The sequence below is a fragment of the Frankia sp. BMG5.60 genome (genome assembly GCF_059428125.1).
Genome location: NZ_CM182091.1, coordinates 2,355,061 through 2,372,909, shown reverse-complemented (window position 1 = coordinate 2,372,909; position 17,849 = coordinate 2,355,061). Strand labels below are relative to the sequence as shown.

At 73.8% G+C, this 17,849-nt stretch carries 15 protein-coding genes and 1 tRNA gene; 12 read left to right on the top strand and 4 right to left on the bottom strand.

Translation table 11 applies throughout. From position 1 onward, the window contains the following. Positions 1–145: 145 nt before the first annotated feature. The gene (locus tag AC5R91_RS09510; protein WP_495396780.1) at positions 146–1,234 is read right to left on the bottom strand and encodes an S-(hydroxymethyl)mycothiol dehydrogenase; all 1,089 of its coding nucleotides are present in this window, start codon (positions 1,232–1,234) and stop codon (positions 146–148) included. Between the two features lie 411 nt (positions 1,235–1,645). On the opposite strand from AC5R91_RS09510, the gene AC5R91_RS09505 reads away from it, so the two are divergent. The 9 genes from AC5R91_RS09505 to der all read left to right on the top strand — a co-directional run bounded on the left by AC5R91_RS09505 (position 1,646) and on the right by der (position 11,132). Continuing rightward, entirely contained in the window at positions 1,646–2,635 is a 990-nt protein-coding gene (locus AC5R91_RS09505; RefSeq protein WP_495396779.1) for a ParA family protein, read from the top strand. 39 nt (positions 2,636–2,674) lie between these two features. After that, entirely contained in the window at positions 2,675–3,364 is a 690-nt protein-coding gene (locus AC5R91_RS09500; protein ID WP_495396778.1) for a zinc metalloprotease, read from the top strand. Positions 3,365–3,404: 40 nt separating this feature from the next. Continuing rightward, on the top strand, positions 3,405–4,304 hold the full coding sequence (locus tag AC5R91_RS09495; protein ID WP_495396777.1) for a segregation and condensation protein A: 900 nt from the start codon (positions 3,405–3,407) through the stop codon (positions 4,302–4,304). Continuing rightward, positions 4,301–4,981, top strand: a complete 681-nt coding sequence (gene scpB, locus AC5R91_RS09490; protein ID WP_495396776.1) for an SMC-Scp complex subunit ScpB — start codon at positions 4,301–4,303, stop codon at positions 4,979–4,981. Before AC5R91_RS09495 ends, scpB begins: the two co-directional genes overlap by 4 nt. 635 nt (positions 4,982–5,616) lie before the next feature. After that, positions 5,617–6,324: a pseudouridine synthase gene (locus AC5R91_RS09485; protein WP_495396775.1), complete on the top strand. Its 708-nt coding sequence runs from the start codon at positions 5,617–5,619 to the stop codon at positions 6,322–6,324. Positions 6,325–6,716: 392 nt separating this feature from the next. Beyond that, positions 6,717–7,829: a prephenate dehydrogenase gene (locus AC5R91_RS09480; RefSeq protein ID WP_495396774.1), complete on the top strand. Its 1,113-nt coding sequence runs from the start codon at positions 6,717–6,719 to the stop codon at positions 7,827–7,829. Positions 7,830–8,084: 255 nt separating this feature from the next. Continuing rightward, complete coding sequence (gene cmk, locus AC5R91_RS09475; protein WP_495396773.1) at positions 8,085–8,888, top strand: (d)CMP kinase; 804 nt, start codon at positions 8,085–8,087, stop codon at positions 8,886–8,888. Further along, positions 8,885–9,640: a lysophospholipid acyltransferase family protein gene (locus tag AC5R91_RS09470; protein WP_495396772.1), complete on the top strand. Its 756-nt coding sequence runs from the start codon at positions 8,885–8,887 to the stop codon at positions 9,638–9,640. Before cmk ends, AC5R91_RS09470 begins: the two co-directional genes overlap by 4 nt. Before the next feature lie 49 nt (positions 9,641–9,689). Further along, positions 9,690–11,132 carry a ribosome biogenesis GTPase Der gene (gene der / locus AC5R91_RS09465; protein ID WP_495396771.1) on the top strand — a complete coding sequence of 481 codons (1,443 nt, stop codon included), beginning with the start codon at positions 9,690–9,692 and terminating at the stop codon, positions 11,130–11,132. 50 nt (positions 11,133–11,182) lie between these two features. Here der and AC5R91_RS09460 read toward each other — a convergent pair whose 3' ends face one another. From AC5R91_RS09460 to AC5R91_RS09450, 3 genes are all read right to left on the bottom strand, one after another. Then, a complete protein-coding gene (locus tag AC5R91_RS09460; protein WP_495396770.1) occupies positions 11,183–12,112 on the bottom strand; it encodes an alpha/beta hydrolase in 930 nt (309 codons plus the stop codon). Positions 12,113–12,699: 587 nt separating this feature from the next. Beyond that, a tRNA-Pro gene (locus tag AC5R91_RS09455) sits at positions 12,700–12,773 on the bottom strand. Positions 12,774–12,935: 162 nt separating this feature from the next. After that, positions 12,936–13,514: a hypothetical protein gene (locus AC5R91_RS09450; protein ID WP_495396769.1), complete on the bottom strand. Its 579-nt coding sequence runs from the start codon at positions 13,512–13,514 to the stop codon at positions 12,936–12,938. A gap of 346 nt (positions 13,515–13,860) precedes the next feature. On the opposite strand from AC5R91_RS09450, the gene AC5R91_RS09445 reads away from it, so the two are divergent. The 3 genes from AC5R91_RS09445 to clsA all read left to right on the top strand — a co-directional run bounded on the left by AC5R91_RS09445 (position 13,861) and on the right by clsA (position 17,840). Continuing rightward, positions 13,861–15,000 carry a class F sortase gene (locus AC5R91_RS09445; protein WP_495396768.1) on the top strand — a complete coding sequence of 380 codons (1,140 nt, stop codon included), beginning with the start codon at positions 13,861–13,863 and terminating at the stop codon, positions 14,998–15,000. Positions 15,001–15,814: 814 nt separating this feature from the next. Continuing rightward, positions 15,815–16,900, top strand: coding sequence for an NlpC/P60 family protein (locus AC5R91_RS09440; RefSeq protein WP_495396767.1), 1,086 nt, complete (start codon positions 15,815–15,817; stop codon positions 16,898–16,900). A 250-nt stretch (positions 16,901–17,150) separates the two neighbouring features. Continuing rightward, the gene (gene clsA / locus AC5R91_RS09435) at positions 17,151–17,840 is read left to right on the top strand and encodes a cardiolipin synthase ClsA (protein WP_495396766.1); all 690 of its coding nucleotides are present in this window, start codon (positions 17,151–17,153) and stop codon (positions 17,838–17,840) included. Positions 17,841–17,849: the final 9 nt, after the last annotated feature.

Here is a 17,849-nt window from a genome sequence, read left to right as displayed (position 1 = left end):
CGCGGAACCGCGGCGGACGGTGACCCTCGCCGCCACCCCTGGCGGGGTGGCGGCGATCCCGCCCGCGGGGGCACCCCGCGGCCGCGGACGGCTGCCGGCCGCGGTGCAGGTGAGGGATGCCGCGCGGCGGTGGGAGGCGAAGCGGTCAGAGGACCACGACGCTGCGCAGCACGTCGCCGCGGCTCATCCGGGCGAACGCCTCCTCCACGTCGCCGATCCCGACCGTCTCGGTGACGAAGGCGTCGAGGTCGAGGCGGCCCCGGCGGTACAGGTCGATGAGGATCGGGAAGTCGCGGCTCGGCAGGCAGTCCCCGTACCAGGACGACGACAGATGGCCGCCGCGGCCGAAGACCTCCGCGAGCGGCAGCTCGACGGTCATCGTCGGGTCCGGCACCCCCACCAGGACCAGCCGCCCGGCCAGGTCGCGGGCGTCGAACGCCTGCCGGTACGTCTCGGGGCGGCCCACCGCCTCGATGACGACGTCGGCGCCGAAGCCGTCGGTGAGGTCGCGGACCGCCTGCACGGGGTCGGCCGAGCGGGCGTCCACGGTGTCGGTGGCTCCGAAGTGGCGGGCCCAGGTCAGCTTGCGCTCGTCGACGTCCACCGCGATGATCTTCCGGGCGCCGGCGATGGCGGCGCCGGCGATCGCCGCGTTCCCGACGCCCCCGCAGCCGATGACCGCCACCGTCTCCCCGCGGGTGACCCGCCCGGTGTTCACCGCCGCGCCGAAGCCGGCCATCACCCCGCAGCCGATCAGGCCGGCCGCCTCCGGTCGCGCCGCCGGGTCCACGGGCACGCACTGGCCGGCGGCGACCAGGGTGAGCGGCGTGAACGCCCCGATGCCCAGCGCCGGTGCGAGGGGCGTGCCGTCCTCGAGCGTCATCGGCTGGGTGGCGTTGCGAGAGTCGAAGCAGTACCAGGCCATCCCGCGCCGGCAGGCCCGACACGTCCCGCACGGCGCCCGCCAGGCCAGCACCACGTAGTCGCCGGGAGCCAGACCCGTGACGCCCTCGCCGACCGACTCGACCGTGCCGGCGGCCTCGTGGCCGAGCAGGAACGGGTAGTCGTCGTTGATCGCGCCCTCGCGGTAGTGCAGATCGGTGTGGCACACGCCGCAGGCGCGCACGCGCACGCGGGCCTCGCCCGGCCCCGGGTCCGGGACGATGATCCGCTCCAGACCGACCGGCGCGCCCTTGTGCCGGGCCACCACCGCTTCCACCGTCTGTGCGCCCATAGGAGAGCTCCCTTCACTCGAAAAAACGCCTCATCACCACCGGGCCCGCATCGCCACCGGACCCGCATCACCACCCGGCCCGCATCGTCACCCGGCCCACATCGCCATGGGACCCACATCGCCACGGGACCCACGTCACGGCGCGAGCCGCATCACGGTGCGACCGGCAACACCGTCGACCCGCCGAGCACGTTCGCGGGCCACATCCGAAGCGGTGCAAGCCTGACCGAACCGCATCGGTGACCCCTGGTGCATGATTTCGTACCCCTGTGGGCGTGACCCGTCCAACGCGCACCGCCCCCGATGGCGCGACACGCCGCTTTACGGCCACCCAGCGCCGCCGGGAACGGGTGAGTGTCGGTACGCTCCTACCGGTCCGTTTCTGCTCTTTGTAGAAGGAGCAACCCCTCCGTGGTCCGATTTGCCGATGCTCCCTCCGTCGATTCCCCGAAACGCCGCACCTACGGTGAGGTGACCGTCGGTGACCCCCGGTTGTCCGAGGACGGGCGGCTCGAAGCCGGCGGCGAGAGCGTCGACGAGGGGGTGGGGCAGCCCGGCCCCACCGGCCGGCCGCTGCCGTCGTTCCCCGTCCCCGCCCCGCTGACCTCCCACGGTCCCGCCTGGATCGTGGCCATGTGCAACCAGAAGGGCGGCGTCGGCAAGACCACCAGCACGATCAACCTCGGCGCCGCCCTCGCCGAGTACGGCCGCCGCGTGCTGCTGGTCGACTTCGACCCGCAGGGCGCGCTGTCGGTCGGCCTCGGCATCAACCCGATGCAGTTCGACCTGACCGTGCACGACCTGCTGCTCGGCGGGGACGCCCACGTCCGGGACGTCGTCGTCGAGACCCAGGTCGACAATCTCGACCTGTTGCCGAGCAACATCGACCTGTCCGCCGCCGAGGTGCTGCTGGTCACGGAGGTCGGCCGCGAGCACAGCCTCGCCCGCGCGCTGGCTCCCATCCTCGACGACTACGACGTCGTCCTCGTCGACTGCCAGCCCTCGCTCGGTCTGCTGACCGTGAACGCGCTGACCGCGGCGGACGCCGTCATCGTCCCGCTGGAATGTGAGTACTTCGCGCTGCGCGGCGTCGCGCTGCTGCTGCAGACGATCGACAAGGTGCGCGAGCGGCTCAACTCGCGCCTCGAGCTCGCCGGCATCCTCGCCACCATGTACGACGCCCGCACGCTGCACGCCCGCGAGGTGCTGGCCCGCGTCGTCGAGCGGTTCCCCGACGAGGTGTTCCACACGGTGATCAACCGCACGGTCCGCTTCCCCGAGACGACCGTGGCCGGCGAGCCGATCACGACGTACGCGCCCACCTCGGTCGGCGCCGCCGGCTACCGGCGGCTGGCCCGCGAGCTGATGGTCCGGCACAACACGCCCCCGCTCGTCGGCTGAATCCGGGCTTTTGCATGATCGGGGCGAAAAGGTAGCAACGTGCTTTTCCATCTCGCCGAGCCGGCGGCGCTGCTCGGGATCGTCGTCGCGTTCCTGATCGGGGTGTTCGCGCACGACGCCGCCCAGGTCCTCACAGCACGGGTCGTGCGGGACCCCACTCCGCTGCGCAGCGGCCGGCTCACCACCGGCGTGAAGGATCGGCTCAGCCCCTTCAGCGGGCTCGCCGTGTTCATCGTCGGCCACGGCTGGGCCGAGTCGGTGCCGATGAACGACGTGTGGCGGCGGCGGCGCTTCCACGTCGCGGCCGCGGTGCTCGCGGGCCCGCTGGCCTACCTGCTGCTGGCGCTCGGCTCGCTCGCGCTGTTCCAGGTGGTCGGCGACCCGGCCAGGATCTTCCTCGGGGACCGGGTGACCGAGGTGACCGTGCCGGACAGCTTCGCCGCCGAGTTCACCCTGTGGCTGGCGATCACCTTCGGGTCGATGTTCATCGTCAGCCTCATCCCGGTCCCGCCGACGGACGCCGGGCGGCTGGTGTTCCTGCTCGGCGGGACGTCGTCGGGCTGGCGCAGCGCCCACCACCGGCTCACCGACGGCAACATCGGCCTGGTCATCCTGCTGGCGCTGCTGTTGCTGCCGGTGCTGTTCGTCGGGTTCCCGTCGGTCGTCGGCCAGCTCATCGGCCCCCTGCTGCGCGGGCTCGCCGCCCTGATCGGTCTCCACCTGGCTTGAGCACGATCATGACTGCTGGCCTGGGGCGTAGCGTGGCGTCATGACCCGGGCCAGAGCCGATGCCGGCGGGGCCGGGGGCGAGCCGGCGACACCGACCGCCCGAGGGGGGCGGACCGAGCCCTTCGTCGTCGAGCTGGCCAACTTCACCGGTCCGTTCGACCTGCTGCTCTCGCTCATCGCCAAGCACCGCCTCGACGTGACCGAGGTCGCGCTGTCCCAGGTCACCGACGAGTTCGTCGCGCACATCCGCCGGCTGGGGGACCGGTTCGACCTCGGTCAGGCCACCGAGTTCCTGGTGATCGCCGCGACCCTGCTCGACCTCAAGGCCGCCCGGCTGCTGCCCGGCGCGCTGTCCGACGACGAGTCCGAGGACCTCGCCCTGCTCGAGGCCCGCGACCTGCTGTTCGCCCGGCTGCTGCAGTACCGGGCGTACAAGGAGGCGTCGGCGCTGTTCGCCGGCCTGATGGCGCTGGAGGCCCGCCACGTGCCCCGCGCCGTGCCGCTGGAGCCCCGTTACGCCGCCGCCCTGCCCGAGGTGCAGATCGGCATCGGCCCCGCGGAGCTCGCGGCGCTGGCCGCGCGGCTGCGCGAGCCGCCGCTGCCGCCGCTGGTCGCCACCGACCATGTGCACCTGCCCCGGATCAGCGTCCGGGAGCACATGCTCGCGATCATCTCGCTGCTGCGGGAGCTCGGCGCCGCGGACTTCCGCACGCTGTGCGCGGGCTGCCAGCAGACGATCGAGGTGGTCGCCCGCTTCCTCGCCCTGCTGGAGCTGTTCCGCGAGGGCCGGATCTCCTTCGACCAGGAGATCCCCCTCGGGGAGTTGACGGTGCGCTGGATCGCCGTCGACCCGGCCGGGGACGGCGACCTGCTCTCCATCGGCCGGGGGCTGTACGGAGAGGATCCGGCCGACGACGAACCGCGGGAGGCGGCATCGTGAGCGAACAGCCGGACGCCGGCGCAGGCGGCGAGGCGCCGGCCGCGCCGCCAACCGTGGGTGGGGCGACCGTGGGTGGGGCGACCGCGGGCGAGGCGACTGTGGGTGGGGCCACGCCGCGGAGTGCCGGTGCGGACCGGCCGCCGCTGGCGGCGCTGCTGGAGGCGGTGCTCATGGTCGCGGAGCGGCCGGTCGGCGTCGCGGAGCTCGCCACCGGGCTCGGCGCCCCGGCCCGTGAGATCGAGCGGCTGCTTCCCGAGCTCGCCGAGGGATACGTCCGCGACGGCCGCGGTTTCCGGCTGCGCCACGTCGGTGCCGGCTGGCGGTTCTACACCGCCGACGAGTGTGCCCCCTGGGTGGAGGGCTTCGTACTCGCCGGCCAGTCCGCCCGGCTGTCCCAGGCGGCGCTGGAGACCCTCGCCGTCGTCGCCTACCAGCAGCCCGTCAGCCGCGGGCGGATCGCCGCGGTGCGCGGCGTCTCCGCCGACGGCGTCATCCGCACCCTGACCGCCCGGCGGCTCGTCGAGGAGATCGGGCACGATCCCGAAACCGGTGCCATCCTGTATGGAACGACCGACTACTTCCTGGAACGGATGGGCCTGCGCGGACTCGACGAGCTGCCGCCTCTGGCCCCCCTGCTGCCCGGACTCGACGATCTGGATGACATCGTTGCCCCATGAACGCTGCTGCTGACCGCCCCCGCGCGCCGCGCGACGCCCGCGCCCGCCGGGACGGCCGCCCCACCGCGGACGGCCGCTCCACCCGGGAGGCCCGCCCCGCCCGAGGGGAAGCCCGCCCCTCCCGCGAGGTCCGGCCCGCCCGCGGGGAGGTCCGGCCCGTCCGCGGCGAGGCTCGGCCCGTCCGCGGCGAGGCTCGGCCTGTCCGGGGGGAGGCTCGTCCCGTCCGCGGCGACGCTCCTTCCGCTCGTGGGGAGGCCCGTCCCGCCACTCGGGACGCTCGCCCTGCCCGTGGCGAGGGTCGGCCCGTCCGTGGGGGTGATCCCCGCCCTGCTCGCGACGAAGGTCGCCCTGTGCGTGGCGAGGGTCGCCCTGTCCGCGGGGGTGGAGACGCTCGGCCTGCCCGTGGTGGGGGTCGGCCTGTCCGTGGGGACGCGCGCCCAGCTCGGGAGGCGCGACCCGCTCGTGGCGACTCCGGACCTTCCCGCTGGGACGTTCGGCCTGCCCGTGGTGAAGGCCGGCCCGGCCCGGACGCGCGACCTGCCCGGGGGGATGCGCGGCCGGCGCGGGAGGAGCGTCCCACGCGGGCGCCGCGCGACCCGGCGACCGCCGCGGAGGAGGGCATCCGGCTGCAGAAGGTGCTCGCCGCGGCCGGCATCGGCTCTCGCCGGCGCGGCGAGGAGCTCATCGCCGAGGGCCGGGTCAGCGTGGACGGTCTCGTCGTGCGCGAACAGGGCCGCCGCGTCAACCCGGAGACCGCGATCATCGAGGTCGACGGCGACCGGATCGTCACCCGCACCGGCCTGGTTCACCTGGCGTTGAACAAGCCGCGCGGGGTGCTGTCGGCCATGTCCGACGACCGTGGTCGGCCCACCATCGCCGACCTGCTCACCGAGTTCGACGGCGGCGGCGGGCTGTTCCACGTGGGTCGCCTCGACGGCGACAGCGAGGGGCTGCTGCTGGTTACCAACGACGGCGAGCTCGCCCACCGGCTGACCCATCCCTCCTTCGAGGTGCCGAAGACCTACCTGGTCGAGGTCTCCGGGCCGCTGCGCCGCGAGGTGCCGCGCACGCTGCGCGCCGGCGTGGAGCTCGACGACGGGCTGGCACGGGCGGACTCGGTGCAGATCGTCGACCAGGCGAACGGCCGGGTGATGCTGGAGATCGTCGTGCACGAGGGTCGCAACCGCATCGTCCGCCGGATGATGGAGACCGTCGGTTACCCGGTGCACCGACTGGTCCGCACCCGGCTCGGCGCGGTGCATCTCGGCACCCTGCGCTCCGGGCGGGCCCGCCACCTCACCCGCGGCGAGGTCGGCGCCCTCTACCGCAACGTCGGCCTGTAGCCGAGTAACGGAGTCCACGTCAGTCACCTCGGGTCACTCCTCTATCAGCCCTGTGGCGCCGCAGAGCTACCGGCTGCCCGGCTGCGGCCAGATTGCGGCCAGATTGCGGCCAGATCGTGCCGAGGCTTCGGTACGTTTTTCCGGCGAAAAACCGTACTCAAGCCTCGGCATGATTGTGTGCATGGATAGTTACGGAAAGCCACGGACGATAGGGCGGTCAGTGGGCACCACGCCGGGAGCCGAGGCGACCCCGGTCGTCTCACCAGATCTCCACTGCCACCGACCGAGGGCCTGCTCGTAGCGACACACCTCGGCGCCGGCTGTCGACAAGGAGCGCCACAGGCCCGAGCACGGCGAGTGTGTCGAAAGATGTCGCCATAGGCTGTGGACTCATGGTCGGATCGGGCTGGGACGATGCCCAGTTGCCGCGGCTGCGCCGGGTCGGTGTGGTCGGCACGGGTCTCATCGGCACCAGCATCGGGCTGGCGCTGTCCGCGCAGGGCGTGGAGGTCCTGCTCCGCGACGCCGACGAGGCGCAGGTCGCCATCGCCGCGAAGATGGGCGCGGGGCGGCCCTGGGCGGGGGAGCGGGTCGAGCACGCCGTGGTCGCCACCCCGCTGCCGACGATCCCGACCGAGGTCCGGGCCCTGGCCCGCGCCGGGCTCGCCGACACGGTCAGCGACGCCGGCAGCGTCAAGGTCCGCCCGCTGGTCGAGGGCGTCCAGCTCGGCTGCGACCTGTCGACGTGGTGCCCGGCGCATCCCATCGCCGGGCGGGAGCGGCACGGCGCGGTCTCGGCGCGCGCCGACCTGTTCGCCGAGCGGGTCTGGGCCGTCTGCCCGGTCCCGCACACCGGCGCCGCGGCCCTGCACGCCACCGTGGCGCTGGCCCTGGCCTGCGGCGCCACCCCCGTGCGGACCACGCCGCAGCGTCACGACGAGGTGATGGCGACCGTCTCGCACGTGCCCCAGCTCGTCGCCAGCGCGCTCGCCGGGGTGCTGGTGGGGCTCTCGCCGGGGGAGGTGCCGCTCGCCGGTCAGGGGTTTCGGGACACCACCCGGCTCGCCGACAGCGACGCCGAGCTGTGGGCGGGGATCGTCGAGGGCAACAGGGGGCCGATCGCCCGGCGGGTGCGCGACCTCGGCTCCCGGCTGACCGCCCTCGCCGACGTCCTCGACGCGGCCGGCGTCGACGAGGTCACCACGGCGGTCACCCGGTTCATGCGGGACGGGCACGCGGGCCGCGCGCTGCTGCCGCGTAAGGCCGGCGCGACGGCGCGGTCCTGGGGCTGGGTCGGCGTGGTGCTCGACGACCGGCCCGGGCAGCTCGCCGCGATCGTCGGCCTCATCAGCACGTGGGACGTCAACATCGAGGATGTCGGTCCGTTCGAGCACAGTCTGGACGCGCCGGCCGGCATCGTCGAACTCGCCGTCGATCCGGCGGTCGCGGACAGTCTCGTCGACCGGCTCACAGCCGCCGGATGGACGGCATACCGACGATCCTGATGCGGTACCGAGTAGCCTGATCCGGGTTGCCCGCGACGGTTCCCGCCGCGGCGCGACCGACGGGTTGACGCTACCGGCCCGCCCTTCGGCCCGGTCCGCGTGCCGGGAGTCGCCTGACGTTCATCGTCCGGTGACCGCGGCCGGCGGGCCGGCTACCGCCCTCGCGGTGGGCGAGGGTCGGGGCGGACGCGGCGCGGGAAGGGGTCCGCGGGGCGCGACCCGACGATTCTCAGGTGTCCGGGACGGAGGAATCGGGTGAAGCCCGAGCACGGGTCTGCGCTGTCGGTGGGCGGGAGCGCCGCCGACGGGGTGAAGGGAACGTCCGCGCCGCTCGGGTCCGAGGGGAGCGCGTCCGCGCTCGCCGACGGCTCGGTCGAGGGCCTGATCGTGGCCGTCGACGGTCCCGGTGGATCGGGAAAGAGCACGGTGGCCCGCGAGCTCGCGCGGCGCCTCGGGCTGCGCTATCTCGACACCGGGGCGATGTACCGCGCCGTCACCCAGCTCGCGCTGGAGCGGCGCATCGACATCGAGGATCCCCAGGCGGTCGCGGAGCTCGCCGAGCGGGCCGTGCTGTCCGTCGGCACCGACCCGGACGAGCCGTCGATCGCCGTCGACGGGGTCGGCGTGGACGCCGAGATCCGCACCAGGGCGGTCACCAACGCGGTCAGTGCCATCGCCGCGGTGCCCGCGGTGCGGGCGCGCCTCGTCGCCCAACAGCGCCAGGTGATCGCGGCCACCCGGCCCGGCGGCATCGTCGTCGAGGGCCGCGACATCGGTTCCGTCGTCGCGCCGGATGCCCAGATCAAGGTGTTCCTCACCGCGTCGACGGAGGTGCGGGCGCTGCGCCGGTCGCGCCAGCTCGGCGAGAAGGGTGTCGACGACGTCGCGCGGACGCTGGCCGAGCTGGACCGGCGTGACGCGCTCGACAGCAGCCGCGCCGCCGACCCGCTGGCCGTCCCCGAGGGGGCGATCGTGCTGGACTCGACGGCCCTGTCCGTCCCCGAGGTGGTCGACGAGGTCCTGCGGCGCTGCGGGCAGTCGTCGAACGTGACGACGTGACGAGCCCCGAACAGGCCGCGGACGAGACGACCACCCGGCCGGCTCCCGAGACCACCCGGCCGGCCTCCGGGACGGGGCTGCTGCACCGGGGCGCCGCCTCGCCGGTCTACAACGACCTGCCGCACCGCGTGCTCAAGCCCGGGGTGCGGCAGATCATCAACCGGCTGATCATGCGGGTGACCCTGGAGGGGCTCGAGCACGTCCCCGTGGACGAGCCGCTGATCTTCGCGGGCAACCACAGCAGTTGGCTGGACGGCCCGCTGGTGGTGATCGAGTCGCCGCGCACCGTGCGCTGCCTGGTCAAGTCGGAGATGTACACCCGGATCGTCGGCCGCCTGCTGCTGATCAGCGGGCAGATCCCGATCGACCGGGGCCGCCCCGACCGCGAGGCGCTGCACACCGCGCTCGACGAGCTGTCCCGCGGCGGCGCGATCGGCGTCTTCCCGGAGGGCACCCGGGGCAGCGGGGAGATGGCCGCGGTCCAGCACGGCATCGCCTACCTCGCCGTCCACGGCCGCTGCCGGGTGCTCCCCGTAGCCTGTATCAACACCGGCGACGCCCTGCCCAAGGGCGCGCGCTGGCCGCGCCGCTCGGTGCAGGTCAGGGTGGTCTTCGGCAAGCCGTTCGAGGTCGATGTGCCGGCCAATCCGCGTTCGCGGCGGGCGCTCGCCGCCGTCGCCGAGGACATCCGGGTGCGGCTGCTCGATCATCTCGAGACCGCCCGCGCCTCCCCGGGCGAATCCGCCGCGTGATCATCGTAGATCACCGGTCCCGACGACAGGTGTGGCAGTGATGGCAGTGATGAGCAGACAGGACGCAGCGATGGACGGCGCCGAGGCGGCGTTTGGCGACGACCTTCGGGCCGGCGACCTTGGCGCCGGCGACCTTGGCGCCGACGAGCTGGGCCCGGTCGCCGGCCAGCCGGTCGTGGCCGTCGTCGGGCGGCCCAACGTGGGCAAGTCGACGCTGGTCAACCGAATCCTCGGCCGTCGCGCCGCCGTGGTCGAGGACGTGCCCGGGGTGACCCGCGACCGCATCGCCTACGACGCGGTGTGGAACGGGCGCCGGTTCACCCTCGTCGACACCGGTGGTTGGGAGCCCGACTCCTCCGGGCTCGCCGCGCAGGTCTCCGAGCAGGCGGCCGCGGCGCTCGACACCGCCGACGCCGTGCTGTTCATCGTCGACGTGGTCACCGGGGCCACCGACGCCGACGAGGCCGTCGCCCGGGTGCTGCACCGCAGCGGCCTGCCGGTGATCCTCGTCGCGAACAAGGTCGACGACAACCGGTTCGAGGCCGACGCCGCCGCCCTGTGGGGGCTGGGGCTCGGCGAGCCCCACCCCGTCTCGGCGCTGCACGGCCGCGGCAGCGGCGACCTGCTCGACGCCGTGCTCGCCGTGCTGCCCGAGGCACCGCGCGAGGTCTTCACCGAGACCGACGGCCCGCGCCGGGTCGCGTTGATCGGCCGGCCCAACGTCGGCAAGTCCAGCCTGCTCAACAAGATCGCCGGCAGTCGGCGCTCGCTCGTGCACGACGTGGCCGGCACCACCCGCGACCCGGTAGACGAGCTGGTCACCGTCGGCGGCGAGGAGTGGATGTTCATCGACACCGCCGGGCTGCGCCGGCGGATCCGCGAGGCGTCCGGTGCCGAGTACTACTCGTCGCTGCGCACTGCCGGGGCGCTGGAGGCCGCGGAGGTCGCCATCGTCCTGCTCGCCGCGGACGAGCCGCTCACCGAGCAGGACCAGCGGATCATCACGATGGTGATCGAGGCCGGCCGGGCGCTCGTCCTCGCCTTCAACAAGTGGGATCTCGTCGACGAGGACCGCCGGCTCACCCTCGAACGGGAGATCGACCGCGACCTCGGCCGGATCGCCTGGGCCCCGCGGGTGAACGTCTCGGCCCGCACCGGCCGCGCCACCGACCGGCTGGCCCCAGCGCTGCGCACCGCGCTGGAGTCCTGGGGCACCCGGATCCCGACCGGCCGGCTCAACGCCTGGCTCGGCGAGGTCGTCGGTGCCACCCCGCCGCCCCCGCGTGGCGGCAAGGTGCCGAAGATCCTGTTCGCCACCCAGGCGGGCGTGCGCCCCCCCCGGTTCGTGGTGTTCACCACCGGCTTCCTGGAGCCGGCCTACCGCCGCTTCCTGGAACGCCGCCTGCGCGAGGACTTCGGCTTCGCCGGCTCACCCATCGCCATCTCCGTCCGCGTCCGCGAACGCGGCGACCGCCGCCCCCCCACCGGCTGATCCGACGGCGCAGGTGCCTGGTGCACTGCCGGCCTGCTCGGCGGGGCGGTTCAGCCGGGCCTTTCCGGGTTGGCCGCGGCGTAGGCGCGGGCGAGGTGGTCGCCGAGGCCGGTGATCGCCTCGCGGGCCGTCTCGACCGGCCGCTTGTGGGTATAGCCGTGGTCGACGTCGGAGAAGCAGTGGTAGGTGACGTCGGCCCCGGTGGCGCGAAGCTTCTCGGCGAAGATCCGGCCGTCGGCCTCAAGGGAGTCGAGTTCGCCGGTGGTGACCAGGGTCGGCGGGAAGCCGGCGAGGTCCGGGGCGAGCGCCGGCGAGGCGAGAGGTTCGGCGCGGGTCGCCGGGTCGGGGAAGTAGGCGCGCTGCACGAGCCGCAGCAGCCAGGGGCCGATGGCGGGGCGCCTCTTCGGTGAGGTGCGGGCGTGCGGGTCGAGGCCCACGTCGGTGACGCCGTATCCGACGGCCAGGGCGACCGGCAGGAACGCCTCGGCGTCGCGGGCCTGCTGGACGACGTTGATCGCGAGCTTCGCGCCGGCGCTGTAGCCGCCGACGGACAGCCGTCCGCTGTCCCAGCCCTGGTCGGCGCCGTGGGCGTGGGCCCAGGCGACGACGTCGTAGGCCTGGTGCTCGGCGACGGGGTAGGCGACCGCGGGGGCGGTGTCGTAGTCGGGGACGAGGACCACGGCGCCGACGTCGGAGGCGAGGTAGCGGCAGACGTGATCGTCCTGCTCGGGGCTGCGGACGATGAACGCGCCGCCGTGTAGCTGGACGTGCACGGGTGGGAGAGGCCCGGTGCCCGCGGGCCGGTAGAGCAGGCAGCGGACCGGGCCGTGCCGGGTCGGCACCGTGACGACCTCGGGGTCGGCGACCGCCCGGCTGGCGAACCGCAGGGACTTCGACGGGCTGCCGACGAGGGTGAAACCCGCGCGCACGACGCGGGCGGCGAGGCGGGTCCCAGGTCCGGGGGTGGAGCCGGTGGTCAAGGTCTGTCTCCTGTGGCGGGTCCGGCGTCCAGTGCGCAGGGGAGCGGACGCTCTCTGTCTCTTCTACAGGCACAAGACGGACGCCACGCTTTCGGGCGGGGCTGCGCTGGCCACTTTTCCCGCAGATCAGGGTGATCGGCGCTGAGGACCCTCGAGCGCGGTCTGCTGTGACGAGGCCCAGCGACAGCTCCACCCCGATCGTCGGTCGGTGGCAACCGCAAGGGGATTCGCTGAGCCGGCACCTCCCGAGGCGCTGGTCCTCAGCTCAACGGGCCCAATACCGTGACTTGAGCGCTGCGCTCGAACGAAAAAGAAGACCGACGAGGTCTTTCGCCCTGTTCAGCAGCCGCGCCCCCCGCGAGACAGATCGGCCCCGAGCTTGCCGGACTCGCTACGCGAAACTCAGCCCGAGCAGAGCGCCCCCAGAAGACCCCCGACCACCGCAAGCCGCCGATCCCGCAAGGGGAGGGGGAGCGCGAGGGTGGAGCGCAGCTCCCCCTCGCCCCGCGAGGCGAAGCCAAGCAATGAATAAAGGGTGAGGCCCCGGTCTGCGCTCTCCGCAGACACGCCCCACCCCTCACCCGCCGTCGGGACGACAGGATTTGAACCTGCGACCCCCAGACCCCCAGTCTGGTGCGCTACCAAGCTGCGCCACGTCCCGTACGGCAGCAACATTACCGTATCGGCGACCCGGTGTGGTGACCGGGGGTCGCGTCAGCGTCGACGCGACCCCCGACCCTCGTGCGCGGGCCCCGCGTGGGACCAGGCCGAGGCCGTCACCCACGAGGGTGGTCGTGCGGCTGCCGGCCGCGACGGGGAAGGGTCAGGCCGCACCCTGGGCGCGCCGCCGAGCCACCCCCGCACCGATCAGCAGGGCGCCGACGGTGGCACCGGCCAGCGGGAGCAGGGGCGAGGACCCGCGGTCGGCCATGCCGCCGCCGCCGGCGGCCACACCGCCCGCGCCGCCGCCGCCGACGACGCCGACACCCACGCCGGCGACGACGCCGACCGGGCAGTCGCGGTTGCGGTCCTTGTCCTTGTCATCCCAGTTGAACCAGTCGTCGTTCTTGCCGTCCCGGCCGTCCTTGCCGTCCAGGTTGCCGTCCCGGTTGCCGTCCAGGTTGTCGGCACGACCCTGCTTGTCACCGCCGTCCCTGTTGTCGAAGCCGTCCTTGCCGTCCCGGTTGCCGTCCCGGTTGCCGTCCCGGCCGTCCTTGCCGTCCCTGTTGCCCTTGTCGCCGAAGATGTCCCAACCGTCGTCCTTCTTGTCGTCGCAACGGTTGTTTCTGTCCTTGTCGTCGAAGGCGTGGGCGGCGGCCAGGCCGGGCCCGAAGGTGAGGGCGACGCTCGCTGCACTCGACATCGCGAGAACGGCGGCGCTCCGGCCCATACCCTTCTTCATCTGGTCCCCTCTCTCACTTACGGTGATCAAAATGTCACTGCGAGTGACACCATAGCGACTGCGTGTGGGGATGCGCGGCAAGCGGGCCGGGCGTGGTGCGACCGGCCCGGCCGGCGCGAGAACCGCCTGGCCGGCTGGATTTCACGGTCTGTCCCGCCGTCGACCGGGATGGCGGGCGTGGGCGACGGTCGGCTCTCGGCTCGTCGGTGCAGGATCACCGATTGTGGTCGGCTTGCTCGCTACAGTGACGTTCAGTGAAGGGCTGTGGCCGGGGCGCAGGCAGAACCGGCGGCGCGAGCGGCAGACGGCCAGCGGCAAGCGGCGTGTGGACCGGGCGGGAGGGACTGTGGAAGGCGAGACCAACGACGGCCACCGGAAGCCTGCCAGCGGACCGGTCCCCGTCGCCGCGGCCACGCGGCGTCCCCTGCTGTGGCGCGGGCTGCTCCTCGTGGGCCTCGTGCTCATCGTCGGCAGCGGATTCCGGCTGGCGGAACCGGCACTCGACGCCGTCCGCGGCGGTTCCGGGACGGATGCGGCGGCCGACCTGCCAGACATCCCCCCGCCCCCGCCACCCCCACCGGCCCCCGCGGGCCCGGTGACCGGCCTGCCGCCCGCGCTGGCCGAGCAGCCGGTGGTCGTCATCAACGATCCCGTCCGGCTGCGCATCCGGCGGATCGGGATCGACGCGCCGATCACCCATCTCGGTCTGACCCCGGACGGCTCGATCGCGGTGCCGAAGGCGTGGGGCGACGTCGGCTGGTTCGACCGCGGTCCCGCGCCGGGTGGCATCGGGCCGGCCGTCCTCGTCGGCCACTACGACTCCACCACGGGGCCGGCGGTCTTCTACCGCCTGCCGTCGCTCGTCCCCGGCGACCGGGTCGAGGTCGTCGGGCGGACCGGAGCCGCCCAGGCGTTCATCGTCGACCGCAAGGAGGACGTGTCCAAAGCGGCGTTCCCGAGCCAGCGGGTCTACGGGCCGGTGACCCGTCCGGAACTGCGCCTGATCACCTGTGGCGGCGCCTTCGACCACAAGACCAAGCACTACCTCAACAACGTCGTGGTCTACGCGCACGCGGACACCTTCGCCGCCGGCCCCGTTCCTGGCGCGCCGGCCGGACCCGCCCCGGCGGTGCCGGCGACCGGCGCGAAGCCGGCCGCCCCGCCCGCCGTCACCCTGCCGGCGGCAACCGCCGGGCCGTCCCGCACCGCGGCCGTCCCGCCCGCCGGTGCCGCCGCCATCCCATCCGCCGGCGCGGTGGGCGCACACCCCCCCGCGCCCGCCGTCCCGCCCGCTCAGGCCGCCGTTCCGCCCGCCCGCAGCGCCGCGGTTCCCCCTTCGACGGTGCACGCCGGCACGTTGGTGCCGCCGGGCGCGAGTTCGGGTGCCGTGCCGCCGGCGGCGGGGGTGCCCGTCCCGGCAGGTCCCCTGGGTACGGTCCCGGCGGCGCCGGCCGTCCCCGCGGCGGGTGCGGGGGCGGCTGGCTGACCCACGCCGGCGGCCCCTCGGCCGTGGCGGTGTGGCCAGGGAATTCCCTGACCCATGTCCGCGGCTCCGCGGCCGTGTCGGGGGGTGGGTCAGGGAATTCCCCCGGGTCGATCCGGTGGCTGACGGTTGCGCTTTTCGCCGGCGCCGCGCGGGGCGTGGTGACGCCCGTCCTTCGTTGCGCGCACGGCGTCCGGCAACGGCGTGGCGTGCCGCCCGTCCGGTCCCGGAACGAACGCCTTTCCCGCGGTTCGCGGAACCGGTGGGGACCCCGATTCCGGCCGCCCCGGGGTGGCTCGCTGGATCACCTGCGCAGCGTCACCCGAGGCGTGGAGTACTACACGACGGGTCACGTTCCGGCGAGCCGACTGTCACGGAGGCGTGGGTCGAGGGGTGCCGTCGCCCGACCATCGTCACGGGAAGTGCGTATGGGGGCACATCTTGCTGAGGGGTGGACGCTTTCCGGTGGCGTGTCCGAGCGTTGGGTTCGGGGTGGTTGCCGACCCTGCTGGTATGTCCATTATGGTCATCGACAGCACTTCTGTTCCGGCCGTTCATCGGTGTCTGGAATATGAAGTGCTGGTTACGTGCCATGCGAACAGCGATATCCGTCGGACCGATGCGCCTAGTCCTGCCCCCGGTTCGGCGGCCCCTCCGAGTATGTCGGGGCAGGCGCGGGGGACCCATGGTCCTGGAGGCGGTTGCCGCAGGCGGCGCCGTCCCCAGGGGTGGAGCCGATAGGTCCGCGCGGCCGGCACCGGGCTCCCCGGCCCGTATCCCGGCAGCTCACCTCGTAGGCGCACGGGAAGGACACGCCTTGCCCCGTCGTGGTATGGCCTGGTTGCCGGAGGACTGGGAACAGTTCGTCCGCAGCCGCCAGCGGCCGCCGGCGCCCCGCACCTCCTCAGGCTCCGGCGCGGTCCGCCGCCGTACCACCCCCCCGCCCCGGCGGGCCGCCACCATCGCCGCGTTCACGACCGGGACGCTCGCCGCGTCGACGGCGGCCTTCGCCGCGACCGTGCCCGGCGGGACCGACGGTGCGGCCTCCCTGGACGCGGGCACCCCGATCCACGAGGCCGCGATGGTCGGCGGGCACGGGGCCGTCGGCGACCTGACCGGGGCGCGCACCCTCGCGCCGCTGGCCACCGCGATCGCCAACCACGACCCGGTCTTCACCAACGTCTCCATCACCGCGGACAAGTCGGCCGTCGCGCCGAACACCCCCGTCGTGCTGACGGTGCGCGCCACCGAGGCGGACAGCGGCGCCCCCCTGTCGGGTCAGGACGTTCGCATCGTGGTCGTGAACGGGCCGCAGTGGCAGACCTCGACGCGCCTGCACACCGACGCCAACGGGACCGCCCAGATCACCGCCCGGCTGCTGTCCACCACGACCATCACCGCCGTCTTCGACGGGTCGAACGCGCTGCGGCCCTCCCTCGCCGGCGCCGCCACCGTGACGATCACCAGCCCGTTGCGCGGCGCGGCCGGCCTCCGCGGATCCGGCTCCGGGTCGGTCATCGACCAGGCCATCCCCACGGTCATCCCGGGCAGCTCGATCGGCGAGAAGGCCGTCTACCTGGCCTCGCTGAACAAGGGCAAGCCGTACGTGTGGGGCGCCGAGGGGCCCTACTCCTTCGACTGCTCGGGCCTGGTCCAGTACGTGTTCAAGCAGCTCGGCCGGTCCCTGCCGCGCACCGCGCAGGGGCAGTACAACGTCTCGACCAAGGTGCCGCAGTCCGGCAAGCAGCCCGGCGACCTGATCTTCTACGGCACCCCGGGCAACATCTACCACGTCGGCATCTACGCCGGGAACGGCTACATGTGGGCCGCGCCGCAGACCGGCGGCGTCGTCTCGCTGCGCCCCATCTACAGCTCCACCTACAAGGTCGGCCGCATCCACTGACGGCGCAGGGCGGCGCAGGGCGGCGCCGGGCAGCCCCGCCGGGTCCGACAGACCGGCGGCGACGGCCATCCGCTAGCGTCAGCCCTGTCCGGACTGCCGATCGGGCGCCCGCGCGCGACCGGGCGGCCCCCGGCGGCGTCGTGCCCGCGGCAGAACCCGCGGGCACACCGGGCGCGGTGGGCGCCCGCTCACCGCACCTCGCGGCACTGCCGCCGAGCCGGTCGAAGCGCCGGTGGAGGAGGGACGTCGCATGACCGCGCCCACCCCGCAGCCCACGGCGTCCGAGCCGGTGCCGCCGGACCGGGTGTGGACGATCCCCAACGCGCTGTCGGCGTTGCGGCTGCTCGGGGTGCCGGTGTTCCTCTGGCTGGTGCTCGGGCCGGAGGCGGACGGCGCGGCGCTGGGGATCCTCGCGTTCGCCGGGGTCAGCGACTACCTCGACGGCAAGCTCGCCCGCGCGCTCAACCAGACCAGCCGCCTCGGGGTGCTGCTCGACCCGCTCGCCGACCGCCTCTACATCCTCTCCACCATCATCGCGCTCACCGTGCGCGACATCGTGCCGGTCTGGTTCGCCGTCCTGCTGCTGGCCCGCGACGTGGCGCTGCTCGCCCTGCCGCCGCTGCTGCGCCGCATCGGCGTGGGCGTCGCCCTGCCCGTGCACTACCTCGGGAAGGCGGCGACGTTCAACCTGCTCTACGCCTTCCCGCTGTTGCTGCTCTCCGCCGGGGACTCGTGGCTGGCGACCGCGGCCCGCCCGCTCGGATGGGCGTTCGCGATCTGGGGTACTGCTCTGTACTGGTGGTCCGGCCTGCTCTACTTCCTCCAGGCCGGCCAGCTCGCCCGGCGCTACCGGGCCCACACCCGGACCGGCGCCCAGACCCCGACCGGCGCCCACGACCCGACCGGCGCCCACCCCGGGGCCGGCGAGAGCGGGAGGTAAGCGGTGAGA

What these genes read in the sequence shown, in the direction of transcription:
- AC5R91_RS09510 (WP_495396780.1), bottom strand. Translation starts at nt 1,234, where the DNA reads ATGGGCGCACAGACGGTGGAAGCGGTGGTGGCCCGGCACAAGGGCGCG.
- AC5R91_RS09450 (WP_495396769.1), bottom strand. Translation starts at nt 13,514, where the DNA reads ATGAAGAAGGGTATGGGCCGGAGCGCCGCCGTTCTCGCGATGTCGAGT.
- clsA (WP_495396766.1), top strand. Translation starts at nt 17,151, where the DNA reads ATGACCGCGCCCACCCCGCAGCCCACGGCGTCCGAGCCGGTGCCGCCG.
- AC5R91_RS09480 (WP_495396774.1), top strand. Translation starts at nt 6,717, where the DNA reads ATGGTCGGATCGGGCTGGGACGATGCCCAGTTGCCGCGGCTGCGCCGG.
- AC5R91_RS09495 (WP_495396777.1), top strand. Translation starts at nt 3,405, where the DNA reads ATGACCCGGGCCAGAGCCGATGCCGGCGGGGCCGGGGGCGAGCCGGCG.
- der (WP_495396771.1), top strand. Translation starts at nt 9,690, where the DNA reads ATGAGCAGACAGGACGCAGCGATGGACGGCGCCGAGGCGGCGTTTGGC.